This is a genomic window from Clostridium sp. D43t1_170807_H7, assembly GCF_015555905.1.
Taxonomy (GTDB): domain Bacteria; phylum Bacillota; class Clostridia; order Clostridiales; family Clostridiaceae; genus Clostridium.
On record NZ_JADNLK010000003.1, the window covers coordinates 25,931 to 46,343 of the forward strand.

Consider the following 20,413-nt stretch of genomic DNA (forward strand, 5'->3'; position numbering starts at 1 on the left):
AACTTAATTATTATATACTTTTTTATTCCATAATACAAGAATTCCTCTAAGCTTAGGGAATAATTCCCTATGTTCAGATAGATTTAAATATTAATTTTTTTAATTCATTACAAATATAGTATTATCATATAATATTATACGCTACTATACTGGTAATACTTTTGATTTTATGTTATTCCATGATACATATGTAGTTATTTTTATATTTAAATTTATATTCAACTTTAATTTCTCATCTTTATTTAATCTATAATCATATTCAATATTATTCTTATATTCATTGGCTCTCCAACTTAAATAATGGTCTATATATTTAGTTGCAACTCCTCTAAATTTTTTCAACCATCTTTTTATTTTTACAGAGTAGCTTGCATCGATTGGAGTGATATCTATTCTCCTAATTCTAATTTTATTTATTGTATTATGTTTATCTGAAAAAGCTTGAAGTCTTCCATCTAAAAACGCCACAGCAATAGCCTTTTTATCAATTCTTGGTTCTATATTTTCCTTTAATTCTCTAAATCCTAGATGATTTCTAGCTGCTATTATAGATATAATATCAATAGATTTATTCATTGCATTTACTATTGAAATTTTATCCTTCTCTTTATTTTTACTATATCTATCGCCTTTAAAATTCTCAAGTAAAACTACCCTTGTTAATTCAGCATAATCACATAACTTCTCAACATAATTTACCTGCTTTAAGTTATATAAAAATCTATGTCTCCAGAAAAATGATGTTACTATACTTATGTTAAGAATCTCTGCACATTCTCTAATTGTTAGTCCCTTTTCATATAACTCCTTATATTTATGGCAATTTTCCTTAAACTTTTTTGAATATCTAAAGGGACTTTCAGTTTGCTTTGTAAATGTTCTTTCACATTTATTGTTTTTGCATTTATATCGTTGTATACCGTTATATGAACCATACTTTATCACATCTTCGCTTTTGCAATGAGGGCATTTTATGTATTTATTTTGCTTTTTATCATTAATATTATTTTCTATTTTTAATGTTGATTTATCTATTTTTTCTTTAAATAACTTTAATCTATATTCTTTGTTATTAATGGTTTTACTCATAATTCATCACCCAGTTATGAGTATTAACACATTTTTTCACATTTAATCCTTCATTAGACTTTATCTATTAACATACCTATTTTTCTCTATAGGCATTCTGTTATATAAGAATGTTGTTACCAACATTTTTATATAACAGATACACTATACTATTTAAAATATATATTACATACTGCAAAATCAAACTTAAAAATTCATAAAATTAATTTTATCTTCTAATATTTTTACCCTATATTATTACAATAGCTTTTCTAAATTATCTACAAGTTCACCTATTGCATCTACATATTTATTAACAATTCTCTTAGCAATTTCATCTGCTAAGCTTTCATTATAAATATGTGAAGTGCAATTTCTATCTTCTAATAAATTAATCCAAACACTATCATCCGAAATTAAATTATTAACATAAGCTTTCTTATATATAGTTCTTGGGAATGAATTTTCTAATGTTACTCCTAAATACTTCATAAATTCCTTTAATGTTTTATGAGTAAGCTCATATGTAAATTCAAATCTTTGTATAAGGCTATCCCTAATTATATCATTTTTGCCATCATACATATCACTAACTTCTTTTAATCTTAAATAAGCTTTTTTTAAATTCATATATTTAAATTCAACACTTCTCATATAATACTATCCCTTCTTTTTCTACTTGTTCTATAAAAAAATCATCTACTATATTATTCATATCTGAAAAATCAAATTCTAAAAGTGTATGCGTAGTATTTTCAATTTCTTCTATAAATAAGGATAAATCACTATCACAATATACAGCTAAATCTATATCACTTTTTAATTCATTATCCCCTCTTGCTCTTGAACCAAAAAGAACTACCTTATTAATCCCATAATATTTTTTAGATATATCTATTATCTCATTTATAATACTATTACTTAAATTCAATAGTTCTTCCTCCTAAACAAATTAATAATTATCTATATTATATACCACAAATCAATCTACATAAACATAAAACAATTCCCCATTATAAAAGGAATTATTTTATCCTTTGTATCAAGTAAAGATGATCTTTATATGAGTACAGCTAACCCATTCTATGTAGGACAACTCTAGAAATTAAACGAAATATAAATTAACAAAATATGGGGCTACCTCTGAGGTTAATCCATATATTGGATTAACCTCAGAGGTAGCCCGCATTTTGTCGAATCTATTGTACCAACCAGTCCTCTTGCTTTACTTCACCTGTTTTTGCATTTACTGTATATCCAACTTTTCCAATTATATTGCTATCCTCTATACTTGCAGCATTTGGATCCTCAAGTTTAAGAAATACAAATGCCCAACGCCATTCACCCTCTGTAATAAGGCCTCTCTCGAAATAATGTGGTCCATATCCAGGATGCTCTCTTCTAACTACTTGTAACGCCATTTCTGCAGCATCTAATTGATATATACTTTCATTTACTGCATTAGTTCCTAAGTTAACACTTCCACTATCTGTACTACTTTCTTCTTTCTTATTTTCTGACTCTTGCTTAGCAAGCTCTTCTTGCTTTTTTCTTTCTTCTTCAGCTTTTCTTTCTTCATCTAATCTCATTTCTTCAGCTATTCTCTGTTGCTCTTCCTCATAAGAAGTTTTAGAATCATTAACCTTACTCATTAAAATATTTAGTTTATTTGAATACTCTTCTTCTAAATCTTGTTCTAAATATCCATTAATTAAACTAATAGCTTCTTCATATTTATTTTCACTTATTAACTTATCAATCTGACCATCTATATTATTTATTTCATTTATTATTTTTATCTTTTCTTCTATGTATACTGAAAGTTCATTGACTTTTTCCTCTATATACTTAAAATACCTATTTTCATTAATTTTATTAATTAAGTCTAATGCTGACACATATTCTTTCTTTTTATATAGATTTTCTAATTTTAAATAGTCATCAATTAACTCCATTAATTTTATTGCCTCTTCATGAGTATTATCTATTGATGTTACCCTTAAGAACTCTTCCTTTGCTTTATCATATTTTCCTTCTGTTAAATATTTAATGCCCAACTCTAAGGAGCTACTTATTTTCTTTGCATTTACTACTTTAATTCCACCAATACCAAGTGTAGCAATTATAGTTATTGCAATAACTATAGTTAATCCAATTATTACTCTTTTTTTACTAACTTGTGCTCTTACCATTATATCTCTCCCACCAAACCACATTTTTTGAATTTATTATATAATTCTACCACTTTTTACTTTATTTTTGTAGTGGAGTTATTTTAAAATACCTTGGTAGAAAAATATTTATATTTTTCTATCAATCAATTATTCCTGATGCTGTATGATATCTCATTTTTTCTCCACTGTAACTATAAGGTATACTTTGATCTATATAATGTACCACGGGGATAACTCACTTTTTTCAGTATTTTTATCATTTTTTTAAGATTATATATAAAATGGTGTTATCTTCAAATGTGATGTTAGTGATTATTTTTAAAGGGGACTTTATAATGTTAAAAAAAAGGAAAATAATGATTACTTATTTATTATTTATACTAATTGGTATAATTATTACAATAATAAGCCTATTTAGAAGCTCCAGTATGTGTATTTTTTATAATTATACATCAATCCCTTGTCCAGCTTGCGGTTATATTATTTCCATATATATACGTGAAAATGGATAAGAGGTTAATTTATATAATTGGAACATTATTTATAGTTACTTGGATAATAAGACTTATTTTATTGTTCCCTCATACCTCTCCAATGGTACCAAATACTTCGGCATATCTATATAAAGTATTTATGTACATAAAAGGCCTGATAGGTTAACCTATCAGACCTTTTATTTATTATAATTTAATTATTATTATATTATTTATAAAGTACTTTAATTCTTTATTGTAATTTCTTCTTACCTACACCAACTAATAATGCACCTATTGCTAATAAAATTGATGAAGGTACTCCCCCTGTCTTAGGCAACTGATTTTTATTGTTTGTTGGCTTATTTCCTGTATTCACATTTTGATTTTTATCACTATTACCACTTGGTTTACCTGGCTCTACCGGTTTACTTGGTTTTAATGGTTCCGCTGGTTCAGTTGGCTCAACTGGATTTTCTACATCTTTAGCCTTAACTTTTACTATAGCTGTAAAATAAGAAACTTGTCCTTCTGAATCCTTTGCTGAAAGTATGATTTCATACTCTTCTTCTTTTGTTGTATCAATATTTGATTCAACAATCTCAATACTCTCACTTATATCTCCATCTTCATAATCACTTGCAGATATATTTAAATCTTTCATTGGATCAAATTCATCTCCAACTTCTATTTCAATATAATCATTTCCTGTTATAACTGGTAGTTCATTAAACACATTATAAACTACTTTAACTACTCCATCATTCTCTCCAAATTTATATTCATAGTTATCTACTAAATCAGTATCGCTAATCTTTTCAACCCTATATCCTAGTATAAATTTAGGGTTAATAGTATAGCTAGTACCATAATCTCCTTCTATAACTTCTTGCTCTGCAATTTTATTTCCATATTGATCTACATATTCTATAGTTAATTTAGTTATATTAGGTACTACCTCAAATTCATCTTCCCATAAAACTGATTCATCATCATACTTAATTTCTATCTTAGCTACTCCATCTTTTATAGCTATTCCATTTTCATCAAATAGCTCTGGATTTTTTATATTTATTTTATAAGGAACCTTCTCCCTAAATATTTTATTATCTAAATAGTCAACTTCTAAATTATAATCTAAAACTCTAACTCCATCTCTATATAGACTATATATTTCATCGATGCTAGTACCCTTATTAACAGTAATATTTTCATTTATATTGCTTATTTTGGATGTATACATCTTATTATTATTATTTTGCGCAAAGCTACTATTATAAAAATTTCCCCCAAAATACCTGTATCCATAACTTTTATCATTTTCTCTTTCATTATATTGTTCAAATTTTACTACATCTTCATCCGAAAAATACATTAAATTTGAACTACAATCTATTGAAATACTATAATCATACTTAAGTAAGTTCTTCCCATTACCATATAAAGAATTAATGTGCATATCTAATCTTTTACTAACTTTAATATTATCACATATATCCTTTATATCTCCCAAAATCATATTACTAGCTATATCTAACACTTGTAGATTTTCTAAAGAGCCTAAACTTTTCACATCATTAATATCAATATAAGTATGAGATAAATACAAGTGTGTTAAGTTTGTTAAATTACATATTTCACTTGCTATTCCATCAATTCTTTTTAAAGCTGTTCCCGTTAAGTCTAATTTAGTTATATTTTTAATACTAAATAACTCTTTAGGCAAATATATCAAATTATTACAACTCAATTTTACTTCTTCTAAATTTTCGCATTTACTAATTTCTTCAGATACACTAACTAAATTTCCATTTGCTTCGAATGTATTTAATGGATCAGTTAAATTACATGTTGCGCTATATCCATTAACTTCAATAATCCTTAAAGACTCGAATCTTCCAATTATTTTTGGAATAACTGAATTTTCAGGAATACTTACAGAACTTCTTGATATTTCTTCTATATCTTTTAAATCTTTGACTGTTACTTCAGTAATATCCTTTCTTTTCTCACTTGCAACGAATTCTAATAACCACGTTTGTCCTTCTAACTCTTCAACTAATTTTTCATTTTCTAATATTTTTGTTTCATATGTAATTTCATTATTACTTTTTACTGTTGTATCTACTTCATTAGAAACCTCTATTTTACTTTCCTCTAATATATCTGTATTGCCTAGTTCAATTACTTCACTTTTATTTTCATTTTCTAAATTAGTTGAATTATTATAAATTATGTCTTTTTCATTTAAACTTGCATCTTCTTCTATAATAATGTCTTCATTTTCTACATTATCAGTATTCTCTTCTGTTAAATTTGATTTATCTTCTTCTATCTCTTCTGCCTCTTCTTGATTTACCTCGACCTCTATACCTGCAGTATTCATATCTCTTATATCTGCATTAGCATTTATAACTGGTATATTACTTGTTGCCATTGTTACTAAAATAGTCATGGCTATCATTCTTCTCTTCATTCTAATCCCCCATTTATCTTTTATATTTATGAAATTTGTATTATTTACTAATTTTCCACTCAAAATTGTCCATAATATTCTTTTATATACAATTATATACTATTATTACATAATTTCCTATATTTTTTTATTTTTATCCTTTCAGAATTTTAATATGAAATTATATTCTTACATAAAAATAGAGCTAAGCCATATGTTTATACATAAAGCTTAGCTCTATAAATTTTTACACTCAATTAAATATTTAATTCTACTCTAGTTTACTCATATTCCTATAGTATATAATATGCCATTTTCATTTAAACATTGATATTGAGACGAAATTTTTGATTTTGTCTGTATAATAATACTGCTTTTAATGTATCTATTACATATCCAGATGATATGATTATGTGTTATTCCTGATATCTCAAAAATAATTTCTTTTCTTTTTTTAATATCTTTTTCATTATATAAATAGAAATCATATCTATAACTGGGTTAAATTTTTATTCTTTCTTGCTATTAAACATATCATTAAAATATTCTTCTGAATCATCTACACTTTCCTGTTTATTAGGCATATATCCACTTTTATCTATGCTATTATTTATTAAAGTAAATATATCTTTTTTTCATATAAATATTTATCAAACTTCTCTTTAATATTATATTTATTTTTTTCATACCAATCCTTCATAGAATTACTTTCTGATATATTAGCATTTGGTAATTTCTCTGACATTATTTTAAGAAAATTATCTTTAAGTTTATTTTTCTTATTATATTCTGCAGTTCCTACGAAATGCATTAACTCTTCACCTGTTATTAATACAATACAGATTTGATACCTTCTTCCATATCGTGCTATTTGAGTTATAGAATACATACCTAATATAAAGTTCTTAGGTATAAAATATCCATCTATTTTAAACCAAAGTTCTGATTCAAATACTCCATTTAATCCTTCTATCTTCCTAAAAACTTGACTTTCCATATGTTTTAATGCATCTTTATAACTCATATAATCTTTTATATATTTTAAAGCCCTTACTTTTTTATTGCTCATACTTACTAATAAATAGTATGTATAAACTCCAAATAGTATTGTTATAATTATAATTTCTGAAATACTATTTTTATTTATTACAGCATCAAAAATTATTGTAAACTCTATAGGTATTAACATTATATATATAATTATAGATAATATTCTTAAAATCACTTTACTACCTTTGTTCTTTTCAACCAAAATAGGATTCTTAATCATTTTATATTTCTCCTAATTATTCTTCTAGAACTCTAATTCTATTTTTATTTTTTAACTTTTATTTTCTTATTTTTGCTTTTTTCATTTACTTTTAACTGTCTATTGTAAAGTTCTTTATGTCCTTTTGGTACTGGTATGATAAATTCATCATACTTAAACTTACAATATGTTAATAAATAAAATTCAGGTATTGCTATTGAAACCCCATATTGTACTACAAGCAACGGAATTAAAACAATTATTACCTTCATAATATTATTTCCATAATTATTAATAACTTTACATAATATAGTTACTAAAATAACTACTGAATATACTCCTACAAAACTAATATATCCCTTTGAGTTTTTAAAATCATATAACCCATCTCCACCTTCTCTAAAATGACCTTGCTTTACCCTTTTTATTCCTCTAATTGTTGATATAATCATTAAAATTATTCCAGCTAATGCTACTAATATAAATATGTTTATAACAGACTTTTCTATCATATTCTCATCTGCTAGCATAAAGAAAAATAAGTAACCATCTATAGAAAGCTTCGTTGCTGTTATTGATAAACAAACAGCTTCAATTTTTTGATGATCATATATATTTCTCATATTTGAAAAAAATACACCTATTATTACTTGAGTAATAAAAAGTACTCCAGCTACTATTACTATTGGTTTCCAGAACTCCTTATTTAGATATGCTCCTTGTACAAGTGCAAAAATACTTGTACCTAATATTACTAATGAATAAATTAATGAAGCTGCAAACCATCCTGAAATTTCATTAGGCCCTAATCTTGTTTGTGCTACCTTTTTTAATTCATACCAATCATCACTTTTTAAATTCTTCATAATTACCTTCCCCCCATATTCTGTATATTAATTTATTTGTACTTTCCCATCAGAAGTAACAAAATTATCTAAATTTCCTCCAACTGTTAATACGGTACCTACTATACCTAACCCCTTAGTTACCTTTGTTGTAGTGGTTGTTCCCTTCCAGGATTTAATATTAAAATCATCAATCATATTACTGATACTTACATTATCTTTAAATGAACTACTTCCCTTTTTAATAGCATTTGTAAATTTATCAATTTTAAGTCCATCTGATATATCATCAATTGAATCTATTAAAGATTCAAAATTAGAATTTTTAAATTTATTAATATTTTTTTTAAAAGGCACTTTATCATCTATATCAAATAAAGCTAATCCTTTATCACTACTTAACTTTTCGACAAATCCTTTATCCCACTTAGATGTCCCACCTAAATACTCAGTTAATTTATCTCTTATCTGCATAAACTCCTTATTATTTGTGAAACCCTTCCCATTTAATTTTATATTTATAGTTCCATTTACTTTATCCTTCATAAATTTAAATCCAAATTTATTAAAAAATCCTACTAATAAATAATCCCTTGGATTAAACCCTAATGCAGCACCTTTAATCTCATCATTAGCACTTTTTATTAAGCTACTTAAAAAATCTATATTTGAAGCAATTAATGATAATTCACTTATCATATTATCCAATGAATTAATTAAATATCTAGATTCATCAGCCTTCCAAGTAGTATTAATCTGATTTTTTATATCATTAATTTTTACTTTTGCTGATTTTAAATCATTTGAATATCTCTTTAAACTATTTATTTTACTATTAATTCCCCAATAATTTATTGACATTAATTCCCCCTCATATTTTTATATCTATATAATAATAATGTTATATATTTTATTTTTGAAATAACATTATTAAAATAGCATTATTTTATAACAACATTAATTTAGAACCATTTTTAAGTTTTAGTTCTTTTGCTGACATATTTATATTTAAAATATTTCCAGTATCAATTTCACATAAAACAGAATTATCATCTGAACTAAATAATCCATTAGATAAATCACTTAATATTTTAGAAACCAAAAATGTTACTTCATGAAATTTTAAATCTAAAGGTATATACACTTCAAAGTTTTTATTAGCTGCTGGTAAAAATACCTCTATTAAAATCTTATCCATATGTTCCTCCTATTTTAATAGCTATACCTACTTACTTTTACAGTTTCATAACTTTTAATCTTATATTTGAATACTTTCTTGCTGTTTTATCTAAGGATGTTATACATCTATCTACTGCTATTCCTTTACTTGATCTCAATATATCCTTACAACTATTTAATTGATTTACTATATAATTTAAATCATTTACTATATCTTGAATTTCATTTTTCAAAATTGATCACCTCTACCTTTAAATACTCCTAGCCCATTGTAATACTTGTCTTTCGCATTTACTTAATTCATTTATTGCTTTATCTAGGTATAATATAATTTTTGTTATATCATAATCTTTCTGACCAACTTTTAAATCTATTAATGCTATTTTTACCTTGTCATCTAAATTCGCATTTCTTCTTAATGCACTTAACTTATTATCAACTATGGAAATTCTTCTTTGAACATTATTTAATTTAGTTATTGCAGCATTTAAATCTTCTGTCCTTAAATTTATCCCTTCTAAACTAATACCAGAACTGATTTTTGCAAACTTATTAATGCCTTTTATTTTTGATAATATTACACTTTGTATATTCTTAAATCCATTTTTAAAACTCTCTGCTAATTCTTTTCCTTTGTTTGCTAACTTAGCTAGCGAATTTGATACTGAATTTATTATATCTACAGCAATTTCTTTCCCCTTTGTATATACATTAATTATGAATTTACTAACTTTTTCTGAAATTGTAGCTGTATATGCAAAAAATTTAGCTATATTACTTATTTTAGGGTCTCTATTTATTGAAGTAAAAAATGAAGTTGCTGCTATAGCTATGACCATTTGTAATTTAAAGTCTTTGTATGGATTTTTTTCTACTATATGCTGCTTGTTTTCAGTATATTGTGCATTATACTCATAATGTGGTTCCAATAAACCCTTATTAGCATTTTCATTAAATTTTATATACTTATCTATATATGGCATGGAAAATCCTAACCAACTAACAAAATCTCCATCTATAACATTAAAAGTAAACCTATCGCTTTTTAATGCATTTTTCTCTTCACTTGTTAAACCCCACCAATTTATAGGTTGTCCATTCAATATTTATATTTAACACTAATTTATCTTAACTAAATATTACTTAATCTTTCATTACTATTCATCTATTAAACTTCTATATTCATTATTTATTTCATTTATATTCTCTATATTTGATTTTCTATTTACAACTATTTTTCCATAAACTTCGCTTCCTAAATCATCCCATGTATTATTATAAACTTCACTTTTAATAAAGTATGATTTAATATTGCTACTATTTATATCTTTAACAAATCCAACATTTAGCGTAAACTTATCTACTTTAAAATCTTTTAATAAATTGTATATATTCAACACCTCTTCATAATGCTTCGAAATTTCATCTTCTGAACCTACTTCTATTCCTAAATCCATAACTATTCCAACTTCTTCTTTTCCGTATTCAAGTATCTCTTCCAAGTTCATTTCTTGAGCCTCTTTAGTGTTATCCAAATCTCCAAAATCAAAATATATTGCAAAATCAAATGGATTACTCATATTTGAAGTAATACTATCTTCAAAATATTTTTTAAGTTCTACTCCATAAATTGTTTCTTGGTAATTTTCGTAATATCCACCGTTTTTACTATCTAGCACTCCTGCATAAAATACTAAGTCTGGATTTCCCTTTGGATGAGCTATTATCTTCCCCCCACCATATTGATTTGTTAACTTGTTCCATGGAGTATAACTTTCTACTACAAATTCTTCATTATACTTTTTCTCCATATACTCTAATATTTCTTTTTTATTATTTACAGTCATACATCCAAACCCTCCAATGCAAATAATCGCTGTTAAACCTAATACTGCCATCATTTTTACTAATTTATTAATCAACCCTTTTCCCCCTAAACATCACATTATTAGATTTCCTCTACCTCATTAACACTAGTTAATACCTTAGTTAAAGTAACCCTTCCATCATTTATTACATAACCAAAATTATTTCCTATTTCTGAATACATATCAGTTGTAATCTTATTTATCTTTAATTGATATTGATCTGAAATTCCATTCCCAATCCAAATAGCATTACTTAATGAAACTTGTTTTGTAAACCATTCTTCATATGATATAGAGCTTATATTACCTACTTCTTCAACAATTATAAAATTCATATTATATGCTAATTGCCCATTTACCATAAATACTTTTACTTTATCTCTACCATCATCTGATAAATAACTAATAAAGTCATTGAATGAATTAATAATACACTTAATATTTTTATACTCCGGTATTTCTGTACCATTTTCTTTTGCCGCTTTGATTGCTTGATGACGTTCTACTAATCTATTAAATAATTCAACTGCTATATCCTCAAATTGTGATTGGTCATTAATATATCTATATTTTTTATTATTATCTTCAAAAAAAGAGCGAATAATTTTTTCCTTCTTTCAATTTCTGAATATAGCATTTTAAATAAATTATTTATCTTTTCAACTTCATATGAAAGTAATACTTCACCTACATGAGGAGATTTATCAAAGGCTCTTAATGTTTCTGAAGCAAAATCTAAAACATACATATTAACTTCTTCTGGTGTATGACTTTGCATTAATGAATACATAAGTGATGTAATAAATGTTGTTTTACCATTCCCTGCTGAACCATAAACTACAGTATTTCCTTCTTGTGAAATTGGTAATTTTAATATCATCTATATATATTAATGGTGCTATTGGATCTAACCATAGCTGCCTTACTTTTATATTTTCCTCTTCAGAAATTTTAGCAATATATTTTACTATTTCATCTATTTGCTTTGGAGGATTTTTAGCTAATGAAGCCTTTCTATCAATTTTTGCACTACTAATAATTCTTCCTATATTGTCTATAACAGATATACTTTCATCCTTATCACTTTCTGGCCTATCTGAAGGATAATATGGAGCTCCTGCCCATGCTGATTGTCCCATTTCAAATAATTCGTTAAATCCTACTTGCAAATAGAATCTACCTGTTTCAGCTATTTCTGCAGCATCTGGTCTTTTAATCATATCCATACTATCTGCTTTTTCTTGAACTTTTAGACAAACCCTAAATTTTGAGTTACTCCAAATTTGATCATCTACTACACCAGCTGGTTTTTGAGTTGCAAGTATTAAATGAACCCCTAAACTTCTACCTATTCTAGCTGCACTTATAAGTTGTTCCATAAATTCTGGTTGTTGCGTTTTAAGTTCAATTAATATAAATGCAACTTCATCTGGATGATAGTTAACTGCTAGTGAAAGTATAAATGTCATTATAAATTCACTTTTACCTGAACCGGTCATTCCTGCTACAAGACCATGTGGCCCATGGAATTTTTCATGAAGATCCAACTTAAATGGTTCTCCCATTGTATCTACTCCAACTTCAGTCTCTATTGTTTTTGTAGTTTAATATTGATTTTATAAACTCAGCTTTAATGCCTAATGATTTACTCATAGAAAATACTATATAATGTGGAGTAAGTTCTTCTTTTTCATTATCATTAAGTAACTTTCTTTCACTTATAACTTTTTCAATATTAGCTGATATTTCTTTTATATCTTTAATATTAGTTCCTATGAATCTAATATTATTATCTTCATTCCATGAATGTGGTAGCCATTTTGCAAATGACCAATCATTCTCTTCTTCCTCATCATATAAGAATATAAGCTTTAATTCATCATATCCTTGAAGAGATATTAATTGTAATATTATGGATTTAGCTAACTCTTTCACTAACTTTCTATGGCCTATTATTCCAGTTACCTTCTCTTCAAGTAATGATAACGTAATAGGTACTGACTTCAATACTTTTGGTTCATCTATAAGGTTATATAATTCATCTACTAAATTATCTTCCTCTATAGTAAATCTCTTTTCTTGATATTTAAATTCAGCATTAAGTGGTAGATTTCCTATTCCCAATCTTACTTTAGCAAAATCACTATGATTAATAGTTCGCTCCCAAAGATTAATTTTTCTATGTTCTATTCTATCTATACACTCTTCTATAGGTATATTATTAGCTAATAATATCCTACTTTGCTTTTCACATTCTGATTTAATATCTGATCTTACTTCTTCTATATATTTTTTATATTTTTCTTGTCTTACTTTTTCATTTTCTATACGCTTTTTCTTTTCATATCTTTTTGTTAATATCGGCCATAATACAGTTCCAGTTAACATACTAAACGACATTAGAAGAGTTGGCATAGCACTCATTATATCTCCACCGTTACGAATAACATTTTGAACTGTTATTGCCCCTGTAAGTACACTAGTCATTCCCATTGTAATGGCTGGTCCTAGCATATACATTAGTGGTATCTCTTCCCTATTATTTGAATTTGGTGGTGAATCTATTTTAAACTCTCTTTTTTCAACATCATTTTTAAATCGTGGTGAACGATAAAATATATCTTTATATTCACTCTTTTCTTCAAAATCATCTAGTTCATCAGTAATGATTGACTCTGGAATTTGCTTTTTAAATTTCACAAATGAATTTGAATCAATATTTACTGTTCTTATATAATTTATCCCAATTATTGTATTTTGTTTAGTTGCTTTTTATATTCATATATATTATTTATTTAAAATTTTACTGTTTTTACCTTTTATTGTAAATACAATTAATGAATTTCATGTAAACTCACAAATAAAAAAACACCTCCGGGGAACATCCATATAATGGATGTTCCCCGGAGGTATCCCGAATTTTGTCTAATCTAATTGTGCTTTACCAGTGTATAATTGATAATATCTTCCCTTTTCTTCTAATAAAGAATCATGGTCTCCTCTTTCAATTATTTCACCTTGTTCAAGAACCATTATTGCATGAGAGTTCTTAATAGTAGAAAGTCTGTGAGCAATTACGAAAACAGTTCTTCCTTCCATAAGCTTATCCATACCTTCTGCAATAAGTTTTTCAGTTCTTGTATCAATTGAACTTGTTGCTTCATCCATTATTAAAACTGGTGGATTAGCAATTGCAGCTCTTGCGATAGCAAGTAATTGTCTTTGTCCTTGAGATAATCCTTCCCCATCACCTGTAATAACTGTGTCATATCCATCTGGTAAATGCTTGATGAATGTATGAGCATTTGCAAGCTTAGCTGCTGCTTTAACTTCTTCATCAGTTGCATTTAGATTACCATATCTGATATTGTCAGCTATTGTACCAGTAAATAAGTGAGTATCTTGAAGAACTATTCCTAATGATCTTCTTAAATCATCCTTCTTAATGTCCTTAACATCTATTCCATCATAAGTAATTGTACCTGAATTGATTTCATAGAATCTATTTATTAAGTTAGTAATTGTAGTTTTACCAGCTCCTGTTGATCCAACGAAAGCAATCTTTTGTCCTGGCTTAGCAAATAAACTAATATTCTTTAATACAGTCTTTTCTTCATTGTATCCAAAAACAACATTCTTGAATCTAACATCGCCAGTAAGCTCTTTTAATATAGGTTCATCACTTAATGCTGTAGCTGATTCTAAATTTGCAGTAGTTGCTGCCATTTCTGACATTGAAGTATCTTCTGCTTCTGCTGTATTTCTCATTTTAGCTACAACTGATGCAGGTACCTTCCAAGCCCAGTGACCTGTGTACTTATCAGTTTCAACTAATTTACCATCTTCCTTAACTTCAACTCTTGTTAAAGTAACCTTACCTTCATCAACTTCTACTTCTTCATCTAAAGCTGCAAATATTCTTTCAGCACCTGCTAATGCTGCTAATATCATATTTACTTGTTGAGAAACTTGGGCAATTGGATTGGAAACTTGCTTTGTATATTGTAAGTAAGATACTAATGAACCTAAATCAAATGCACCTGCTATTGTCATTAATCCACCAACACAACAAGTTACTGCATAATTCATATGAGAAAGGTTTCCTAACATTGGCATCATGTATGAACCAAATGTTTGAGCCCCTGTTGAAGCTTTTCTTAACTCTTCATTATGCTTTTTGAAATCTTCAATTGCTTCTTCTTCATGACAGAATACTTTAATTACTTTTTGTCCTTCTATCATTTCTTCAACATAACCATTTAATGTACCGATATTCTTTTGTTGCATTCCAAAGTAATACTTACTCTTAGCTCCAACTTTAGTTATAACAAATATCATTATTGCTAAGAATGCTACTGTTATTACAATTAATATTGGACTTAAAACAGCCATCATTACTATTGTTCCTATGAATGTAAGTCCTGATGCTAAAATATTTGTAAAACTGTTATTTAAAGCTTCACCAATATTATCTATATCGTTAGTATATAAACTCATTAAGTCACCATGAGTATTTCTATCAAAATACTTAATAGGAAGCTCTTGCATCTTATTAAATAAATCTGTTCTTATATTACTAATAGTGTTTTGAGCAACATGTACCATTAATCTTGCATATCCATATGATGCAAGTGCACCTAATCCAAAGATTGTACCTAATACTGCTAACATCTTAGCAAGTCCACTAAAATCACCTGGTAAAATATAATTATTTACTAATGGCTTTAAGAAATATGATCCTGCTACCATTGCAATTGAATTTACTACAATTAATATCATTACTATCAATAATTGTAGTTTATATTTACCTAAATAGCTTATTAATGTTTTTAATGTCTTTTTCATATTCTTAGGCTTTGGAGGTCCTGGCTTTTTACCACTCTTGCCTAGTGCTGCTTGTCCCTTAGGCATATTATTTTTATCCTTATTCACGTAAACCCACCCCTTCCTGTTGAGATTTGTATACATCTTTATAAATTTCACTACTTTCCATTAACTCATCATGAGTTCCAATTGCGCTAATCTTACCATCATCCATAACGATAATCTTATCTGCAGTAGCTACAGAATTTACTCTTTGTGCAATTATTATCTTAGTAGTGTCTTTTAAATCTTCTGCAAATGCTTTTCTAATCTTTGCATCAGTTGCTGTATCAACAGCACTTGTACTATCATCTAAAATTAATACTTTAGGTTGCTTTAATATAGCTCTTGCTATACAAAGTCTTTGCTTTTGTCCACCTGATACATTAACTCCACCTTGTTCAATATGCATATCATATCTACCTGGTAGTCTATCAATAAATTCATCTACACATGCTGATGCTGCAGCTGCTTCAATTTCTGCCTCTGTAGCATTTTCATTACCCCACATAAGGTTTTCTCTAATAGTTCCTGAGAATAATGTATTCTTTTGAAGAACCATAGCAACTTCATTTCTTAAAGTTTCAATATGGTAGTCCTTAACATTAACTCCACCAACATAAACTTCACCTTCAGTTGCATCATAAAGTCTTGGTATAAGCTGAACTAAGCTTGACTTACCTGAACCTGTGCTACCAATTATACCAACAGTTTCACCGGCTTTAATAGTAATATTGATACCCTCTAAATTATTTTCATCACTATCATCTTCATACTTAAAGTTAACATTTCTAAATTCAATTTCTCCATTTTTAACTTCTGTTACTGGATTAACTGGATCCTTAATATCTGGCTCTTCTTCTAAAACTTCAATTATACGTTGTGCTGATGCAACTGCTCTTGAAAGCATCATAAGAACCATTGAAAGCATCATAAGAGACATTAAAATTTGGAAAGAATAAGTCATGAAACTTGTAAGTTTACCAACTGTTAATGTACCTGCATAAACCATGTTTCCACCAAACCAAAGTATCCCTATAACACTAGCAAATACAACAACTTGCATAATTGGCATGTTTAAAACAACTATACCGAATGCACCTTCTGAAGCTTGTAATAAATCATCATTACTTGCTTTAAATTTCTCTTTTTCTTTATTACGTCTTACGAAAGATTTAACAACTCTCATACCAATTAAGTTTTCTTGAACTGTAGTATTTAAGTTATCAATTTTCTTTTGCATAGCCTCAAATCTTGGCTTAACATTCTTAATTATTAAAGCAATTGCAATAGTAAGAACTGGCATAGATACTAAGAATATCATAGCTAATTGAGGGCTAATTGTAACTGAAAGAATGCAAGCAACTATAAGCATCATAGGTGCTCTAACTAAAAGCTTGATTCCCATTGTTAATGAGTTTTGTATCATTGTGATATCTGTAGTTAAACGTGTAATTAATGATGCAGTACTGAATTTTTCAATATTCTTGAATGAATAAGTTTGAATTTTTTCATACTCTGCTTGTCTAAGTTCTGCACCAAATCCTTGACCTGCTATAGCTGAAAACTTTGATAATCCAAGACCAAAGCTTAATGATATACCTGCCATTATAAGCATTAATAATCCCATTTTTATTGTGTACCCTGTATCTCCTGAAGAAATACCAAAGTCAACGATTTGAGCCATTACTAGTGGGATTAATAATTCAAAAGTAGCTTCTAATGCTGCACATAAAACACCTAAAATTAATGGCGTTTTATATTTTTTCATATAGGGAGCTAATTTTTTTATCATATTTTTCACCTCTCCTTTATATCCATTTGTATATAGATTTTCTGTTTTTTTATATAAACACTATTAATGATGTAACTCCTATTTTTGATACATCAACCTTCATGCCTTTTACAATTTTATAAATTAACTTTAACATAAATTAGACAAATACATAGCAACCTATGTATCTTAGCATTGAATTTTTTGGAAGTCAATGTATTAAATATCTAACCATCGGTATATTATATCCATAATTACCAATATAACTAATTACTTTCAACGTTACTTTATTAATTCTTAAGTATAAAAAAAGCATATCCATTGTTTAATTCACTCTTTCTCCCTTAAAACCATTAAGATAAGTTTTTTCTGACTCTACTTTTCCTTTAAAAGAAATATTTATCTCATTAATTTATTCATTACTTCTTAACATTTTACTAAATATTATACAAAAATTATACTATATTTTTATAACCGTTACTTTTCTCCTATTTTATCTTTTTTATGCAATTATTCTTAAATTCAAGATAAAAAGGTTATAAATCTATAATTATAGACTTATAACCTTTTTAAATAAAATTATTTTATAGTAAATAACTTCAAAAATATAATTTTATTTATATTCCTTCATCTTACCTGTATCTAATTTATTATTTTTTATTTCTACTATTCAGCTAAATATAATTCTAAATTATCTTCTATAATATCTATACCTTGATCTAAGGTATAGTCATCTCTTACATAACCCTCAAAAACTTTAGCTATTTCTAAAATTACTCTCTTATCTACTGTAGCTGCCTTCTTAATATCTTCTATCTCATTAATTAAAGCATTTATATCATCATCATTTGGAAATATCATTATATATTCATCTTCTCTATTATCATCTTGTATTATATAATGGTTTATTTTTTCATCATATATAGGCTCAAAATAATCAAGATATTCATTTAACTGCTTTGTTATATATTCTTTATTAGTATTATAACCATTAAATACATTTGAATTATTTATATCAGTTGATATTAACTTTTCCAAAACTTGCTTTGCATTCTCCTTATTTTTACCTTTTGTATTTATTCCCATAAGAAGAGTTGAACTAAATGCTCCACCATCTTCTCTATTTAATATTTTATAATCAATTTCATTATTTTGATATAATAGTGTAATTAAAGAAGCATAATCCCATATATTATCTAAAGATCCATACATAAAAATTGGTGCATCCTTCATCTGAAAAGACTCTATAAAAAGTGGTGAGTTTAAATAATATTCTATATCAAAATAATCTTCTTCACTTTTTTCATCTATTTTAATACTTTCTTCAAGCACTTCTCCATTTTTCATGTAGTATTCCTTATTTTGTTTTCAATGGTAATATATAGCTCTTTTGATTTTTTTAAGAAATTACTTAAATTATCTTTATCTATAGTTTTATCATCTTTAATCCAACTATTTCCATAAGCGTTGTATAATGAACATATAAACTCTTTTTCAGTATAATAATTTTCTATAATTGGTCTATTAGTATTATTACTTAATTCTTTAACTACTTCCACAAATGAATCAAGATTGTTTATCTTTTCAATCTCATCTCTTGGACCTACTAAAATTGGATATTTTATCGCAACTGGAAATGCGTAAATTTTACCATTAACAGTATACTCCTCTATAACATTACTAAATAGCTTACTATTATTTTCTGATATTATACTACTTATGTCTTCTAATATACCTTTTTCTACATAAGTTTCATAGTTTAATCCATTAAGAATAATTATATCTGGACCATTTCCACTACTAATTTCAGCATTTAATTTCTTAATAGCATCTACTTCTGTAAAAGAATTTTCAAAGTCTAATCCAACTTCATATTTAAGAAATATTTCTGTATTATTACTATTATAATTAGAAACGGCTTGTCTAATTGAATTGTTTTCTAATAATGAATATATAGTTATGTTTTCATTAGCTATTTTAGTTTTATCTTCGTTATACTTAAAATTGATAATAGCTACTGGATTTCCTGTATCAGCCCATTTATTAAATACCCCTAAATAATCTCCATTTTCCTTAACTATTAAGGATGTGACTATAATATTCTCATTTCCAAAAATTGTACAACTACCATTTATAATTTTTTCAATATTTTTATGATTTAAATCATAACTAAAAAGTCCTTCAACATTGTAATAATATAATTTATTTTGATCATTTGTTTTAATCAATGAAAAATTAAAATTATTTTCTATGAATTTATTTTTAAAAAAATCTAAATCATCCTTTTCTTCACCACTACTTATATCATATTCTATAATATCTTCTTCACCATGTATAATTAATGAATCTCCTATAATAATAAAGTCATTAATAAAATCATCTACTTCAAAAGTATTTTTTTCTTTATAAGTTTCTTGGTCTATTTGAACTATTTTTTTCTTATCCCCAATAAGTATAAAAAAATC

The 20,413-nt window shown here is 26.7% G+C and carries 20 protein-coding genes; all 20 read right to left on the bottom strand.

Translation table 11 applies throughout. The features are described from left to right. Positions 1–144: 144 nt before the first annotated feature. The 20 genes from I2E98_RS02615 to I2E98_RS02695 all read right to left on the bottom strand — a co-directional run bounded on the left by I2E98_RS02615 (position 145) and on the right by I2E98_RS02695 (position 20,176). A complete protein-coding gene (locus tag I2E98_RS02615; protein WP_195467412.1) occupies positions 145–1,089 on the bottom strand; it encodes an IS1 family transposase in 945 nt (314 codons plus the stop codon). A gap of 237 nt (positions 1,090–1,326) precedes the next feature. Beyond that, a complete protein-coding gene (locus I2E98_RS02620; protein ID WP_195467413.1) occupies positions 1,327–1,722 on the bottom strand; it encodes a nucleotidyltransferase substrate binding protein in 396 nt (131 codons plus the stop codon). Further along, positions 1,709–1,999 (bottom strand): nucleotidyltransferase domain-containing protein, encoded by a 291-nt coding sequence (locus tag I2E98_RS02625; protein ID WP_195467414.1) that lies wholly within the window; start codon positions 1,997–1,999, stop codon positions 1,709–1,711. Before I2E98_RS02625 ends, I2E98_RS02620 begins: the two co-directional genes overlap by 14 nt. Positions 2,000–2,267: 268 nt before the next feature. Beyond that, on the bottom strand, positions 2,268–3,260 hold the full coding sequence (locus I2E98_RS02630) for a hypothetical protein (RefSeq protein ID WP_195467415.1): 993 nt from the start codon (positions 3,258–3,260) through the stop codon (positions 2,268–2,270). A 708-nt stretch (positions 3,261–3,968) separates the two neighbouring features. Then, on the bottom strand, positions 3,969–6,191 hold the full coding sequence (locus tag I2E98_RS02635) for a MucBP domain-containing protein (RefSeq protein ID WP_195467416.1): 2,223 nt from the start codon (positions 6,189–6,191) through the stop codon (positions 3,969–3,971). A gap of 592 nt (positions 6,192–6,783) precedes the next feature. Further along, positions 6,784–7,440 carry a hypothetical protein gene (locus I2E98_RS02640; protein ID WP_195467417.1) on the bottom strand — a complete coding sequence of 219 codons (657 nt, stop codon included), beginning with the start codon at positions 7,438–7,440 and terminating at the stop codon, positions 6,784–6,786. Between the two features lie 44 nt (positions 7,441–7,484). Next, a complete protein-coding gene (locus I2E98_RS02645; RefSeq protein WP_195467418.1) occupies positions 7,485–8,285 on the bottom strand; it encodes a hypothetical protein in 801 nt (266 codons plus the stop codon). A gap of 27 nt (positions 8,286–8,312) precedes the next feature. Beyond that, positions 8,313–9,125, bottom strand: a complete 813-nt coding sequence (locus I2E98_RS02650; protein WP_195467419.1) for a hypothetical protein — start codon at positions 9,123–9,125, stop codon at positions 8,313–8,315. Positions 9,126–9,210: 85 nt separating this feature from the next. Then, complete coding sequence (locus tag I2E98_RS02655; RefSeq protein WP_195467420.1) at positions 9,211–9,462, bottom strand: methyltransferase; 252 nt, start codon at positions 9,460–9,462, stop codon at positions 9,211–9,213. Positions 9,463–9,499: 37 nt separating this feature from the next. Next, entirely contained in the window at positions 9,500–9,676 is a 177-nt protein-coding gene (locus tag I2E98_RS02660; protein WP_195467421.1) for a hypothetical protein, read from the bottom strand. An 18-nt stretch (positions 9,677–9,694) separates the two neighbouring features. Next, positions 9,695–10,546 carry a hypothetical protein gene (locus I2E98_RS02665; protein WP_195467422.1) on the bottom strand — a complete coding sequence of 284 codons (852 nt, stop codon included), beginning with the start codon at positions 10,544–10,546 and terminating at the stop codon, positions 9,695–9,697. Positions 10,547–10,600: 54 nt separating this feature from the next. Continuing rightward, complete coding sequence (locus I2E98_RS02670) at positions 10,601–11,365, bottom strand: hypothetical protein (protein ID WP_195467423.1); 765 nt, start codon at positions 11,363–11,365, stop codon at positions 10,601–10,603. Positions 11,366–11,391: 26 nt separating this feature from the next. Beyond that, positions 11,392–11,673 (bottom strand): hypothetical protein, encoded by a 282-nt coding sequence (locus I2E98_RS15830; RefSeq protein WP_207737558.1) that lies wholly within the window; start codon positions 11,671–11,673, stop codon positions 11,392–11,394. Positions 11,674–11,840: 167 nt separating this feature from the next. Then, positions 11,841–12,191 (bottom strand): FtsK/SpoIIIE domain-containing protein, encoded by a 351-nt coding sequence (locus I2E98_RS15835; protein WP_207737559.1) that lies wholly within the window; start codon positions 12,189–12,191, stop codon positions 11,841–11,843. After that, positions 12,124–12,876, bottom strand: a complete 753-nt coding sequence (locus tag I2E98_RS15840) for an FtsK/SpoIIIE domain-containing protein (RefSeq protein ID WP_207737560.1) — start codon at positions 12,874–12,876, stop codon at positions 12,124–12,126. The genes I2E98_RS15835 and I2E98_RS15840 overlap by 68 nt, the downstream gene beginning before the upstream one ends. A 16-nt stretch (positions 12,877–12,892) precedes the next feature. Further along, positions 12,893–14,011: a hypothetical protein gene (locus tag I2E98_RS15845; protein ID WP_207737561.1), complete on the bottom strand. Its 1,119-nt coding sequence runs from the start codon at positions 14,009–14,011 to the stop codon at positions 12,893–12,895. Positions 14,012–14,236: 225 nt separating this feature from the next. After that, on the bottom strand, positions 14,237–16,222 hold the full coding sequence (locus I2E98_RS02680) for an ABC transporter ATP-binding protein (protein WP_195467557.1): 1,986 nt from the start codon (positions 16,220–16,222) through the stop codon (positions 14,237–14,239). A 13-nt stretch (positions 16,223–16,235) separates the two neighbouring features. Next, complete coding sequence (locus I2E98_RS02685) at positions 16,236–17,969, bottom strand: ABC transporter ATP-binding protein (protein ID WP_195467424.1); 1,734 nt, start codon at positions 17,967–17,969, stop codon at positions 16,236–16,238. 645 nt (positions 17,970–18,614) lie between these two features. Further along, positions 18,615–19,295 (bottom strand): hypothetical protein, encoded by a 681-nt coding sequence (locus I2E98_RS02690; RefSeq protein ID WP_195467425.1) that lies wholly within the window; start codon positions 19,293–19,295, stop codon positions 18,615–18,617. Next, complete coding sequence (locus tag I2E98_RS02695; protein ID WP_195467426.1) at positions 19,292–20,176, bottom strand: extracellular solute-binding protein; 885 nt, start codon at positions 20,174–20,176, stop codon at positions 19,292–19,294. Before I2E98_RS02695 ends, I2E98_RS02690 begins: the two co-directional genes overlap by 4 nt. Positions 20,177–20,413 lie beyond the last annotated feature (237 nt).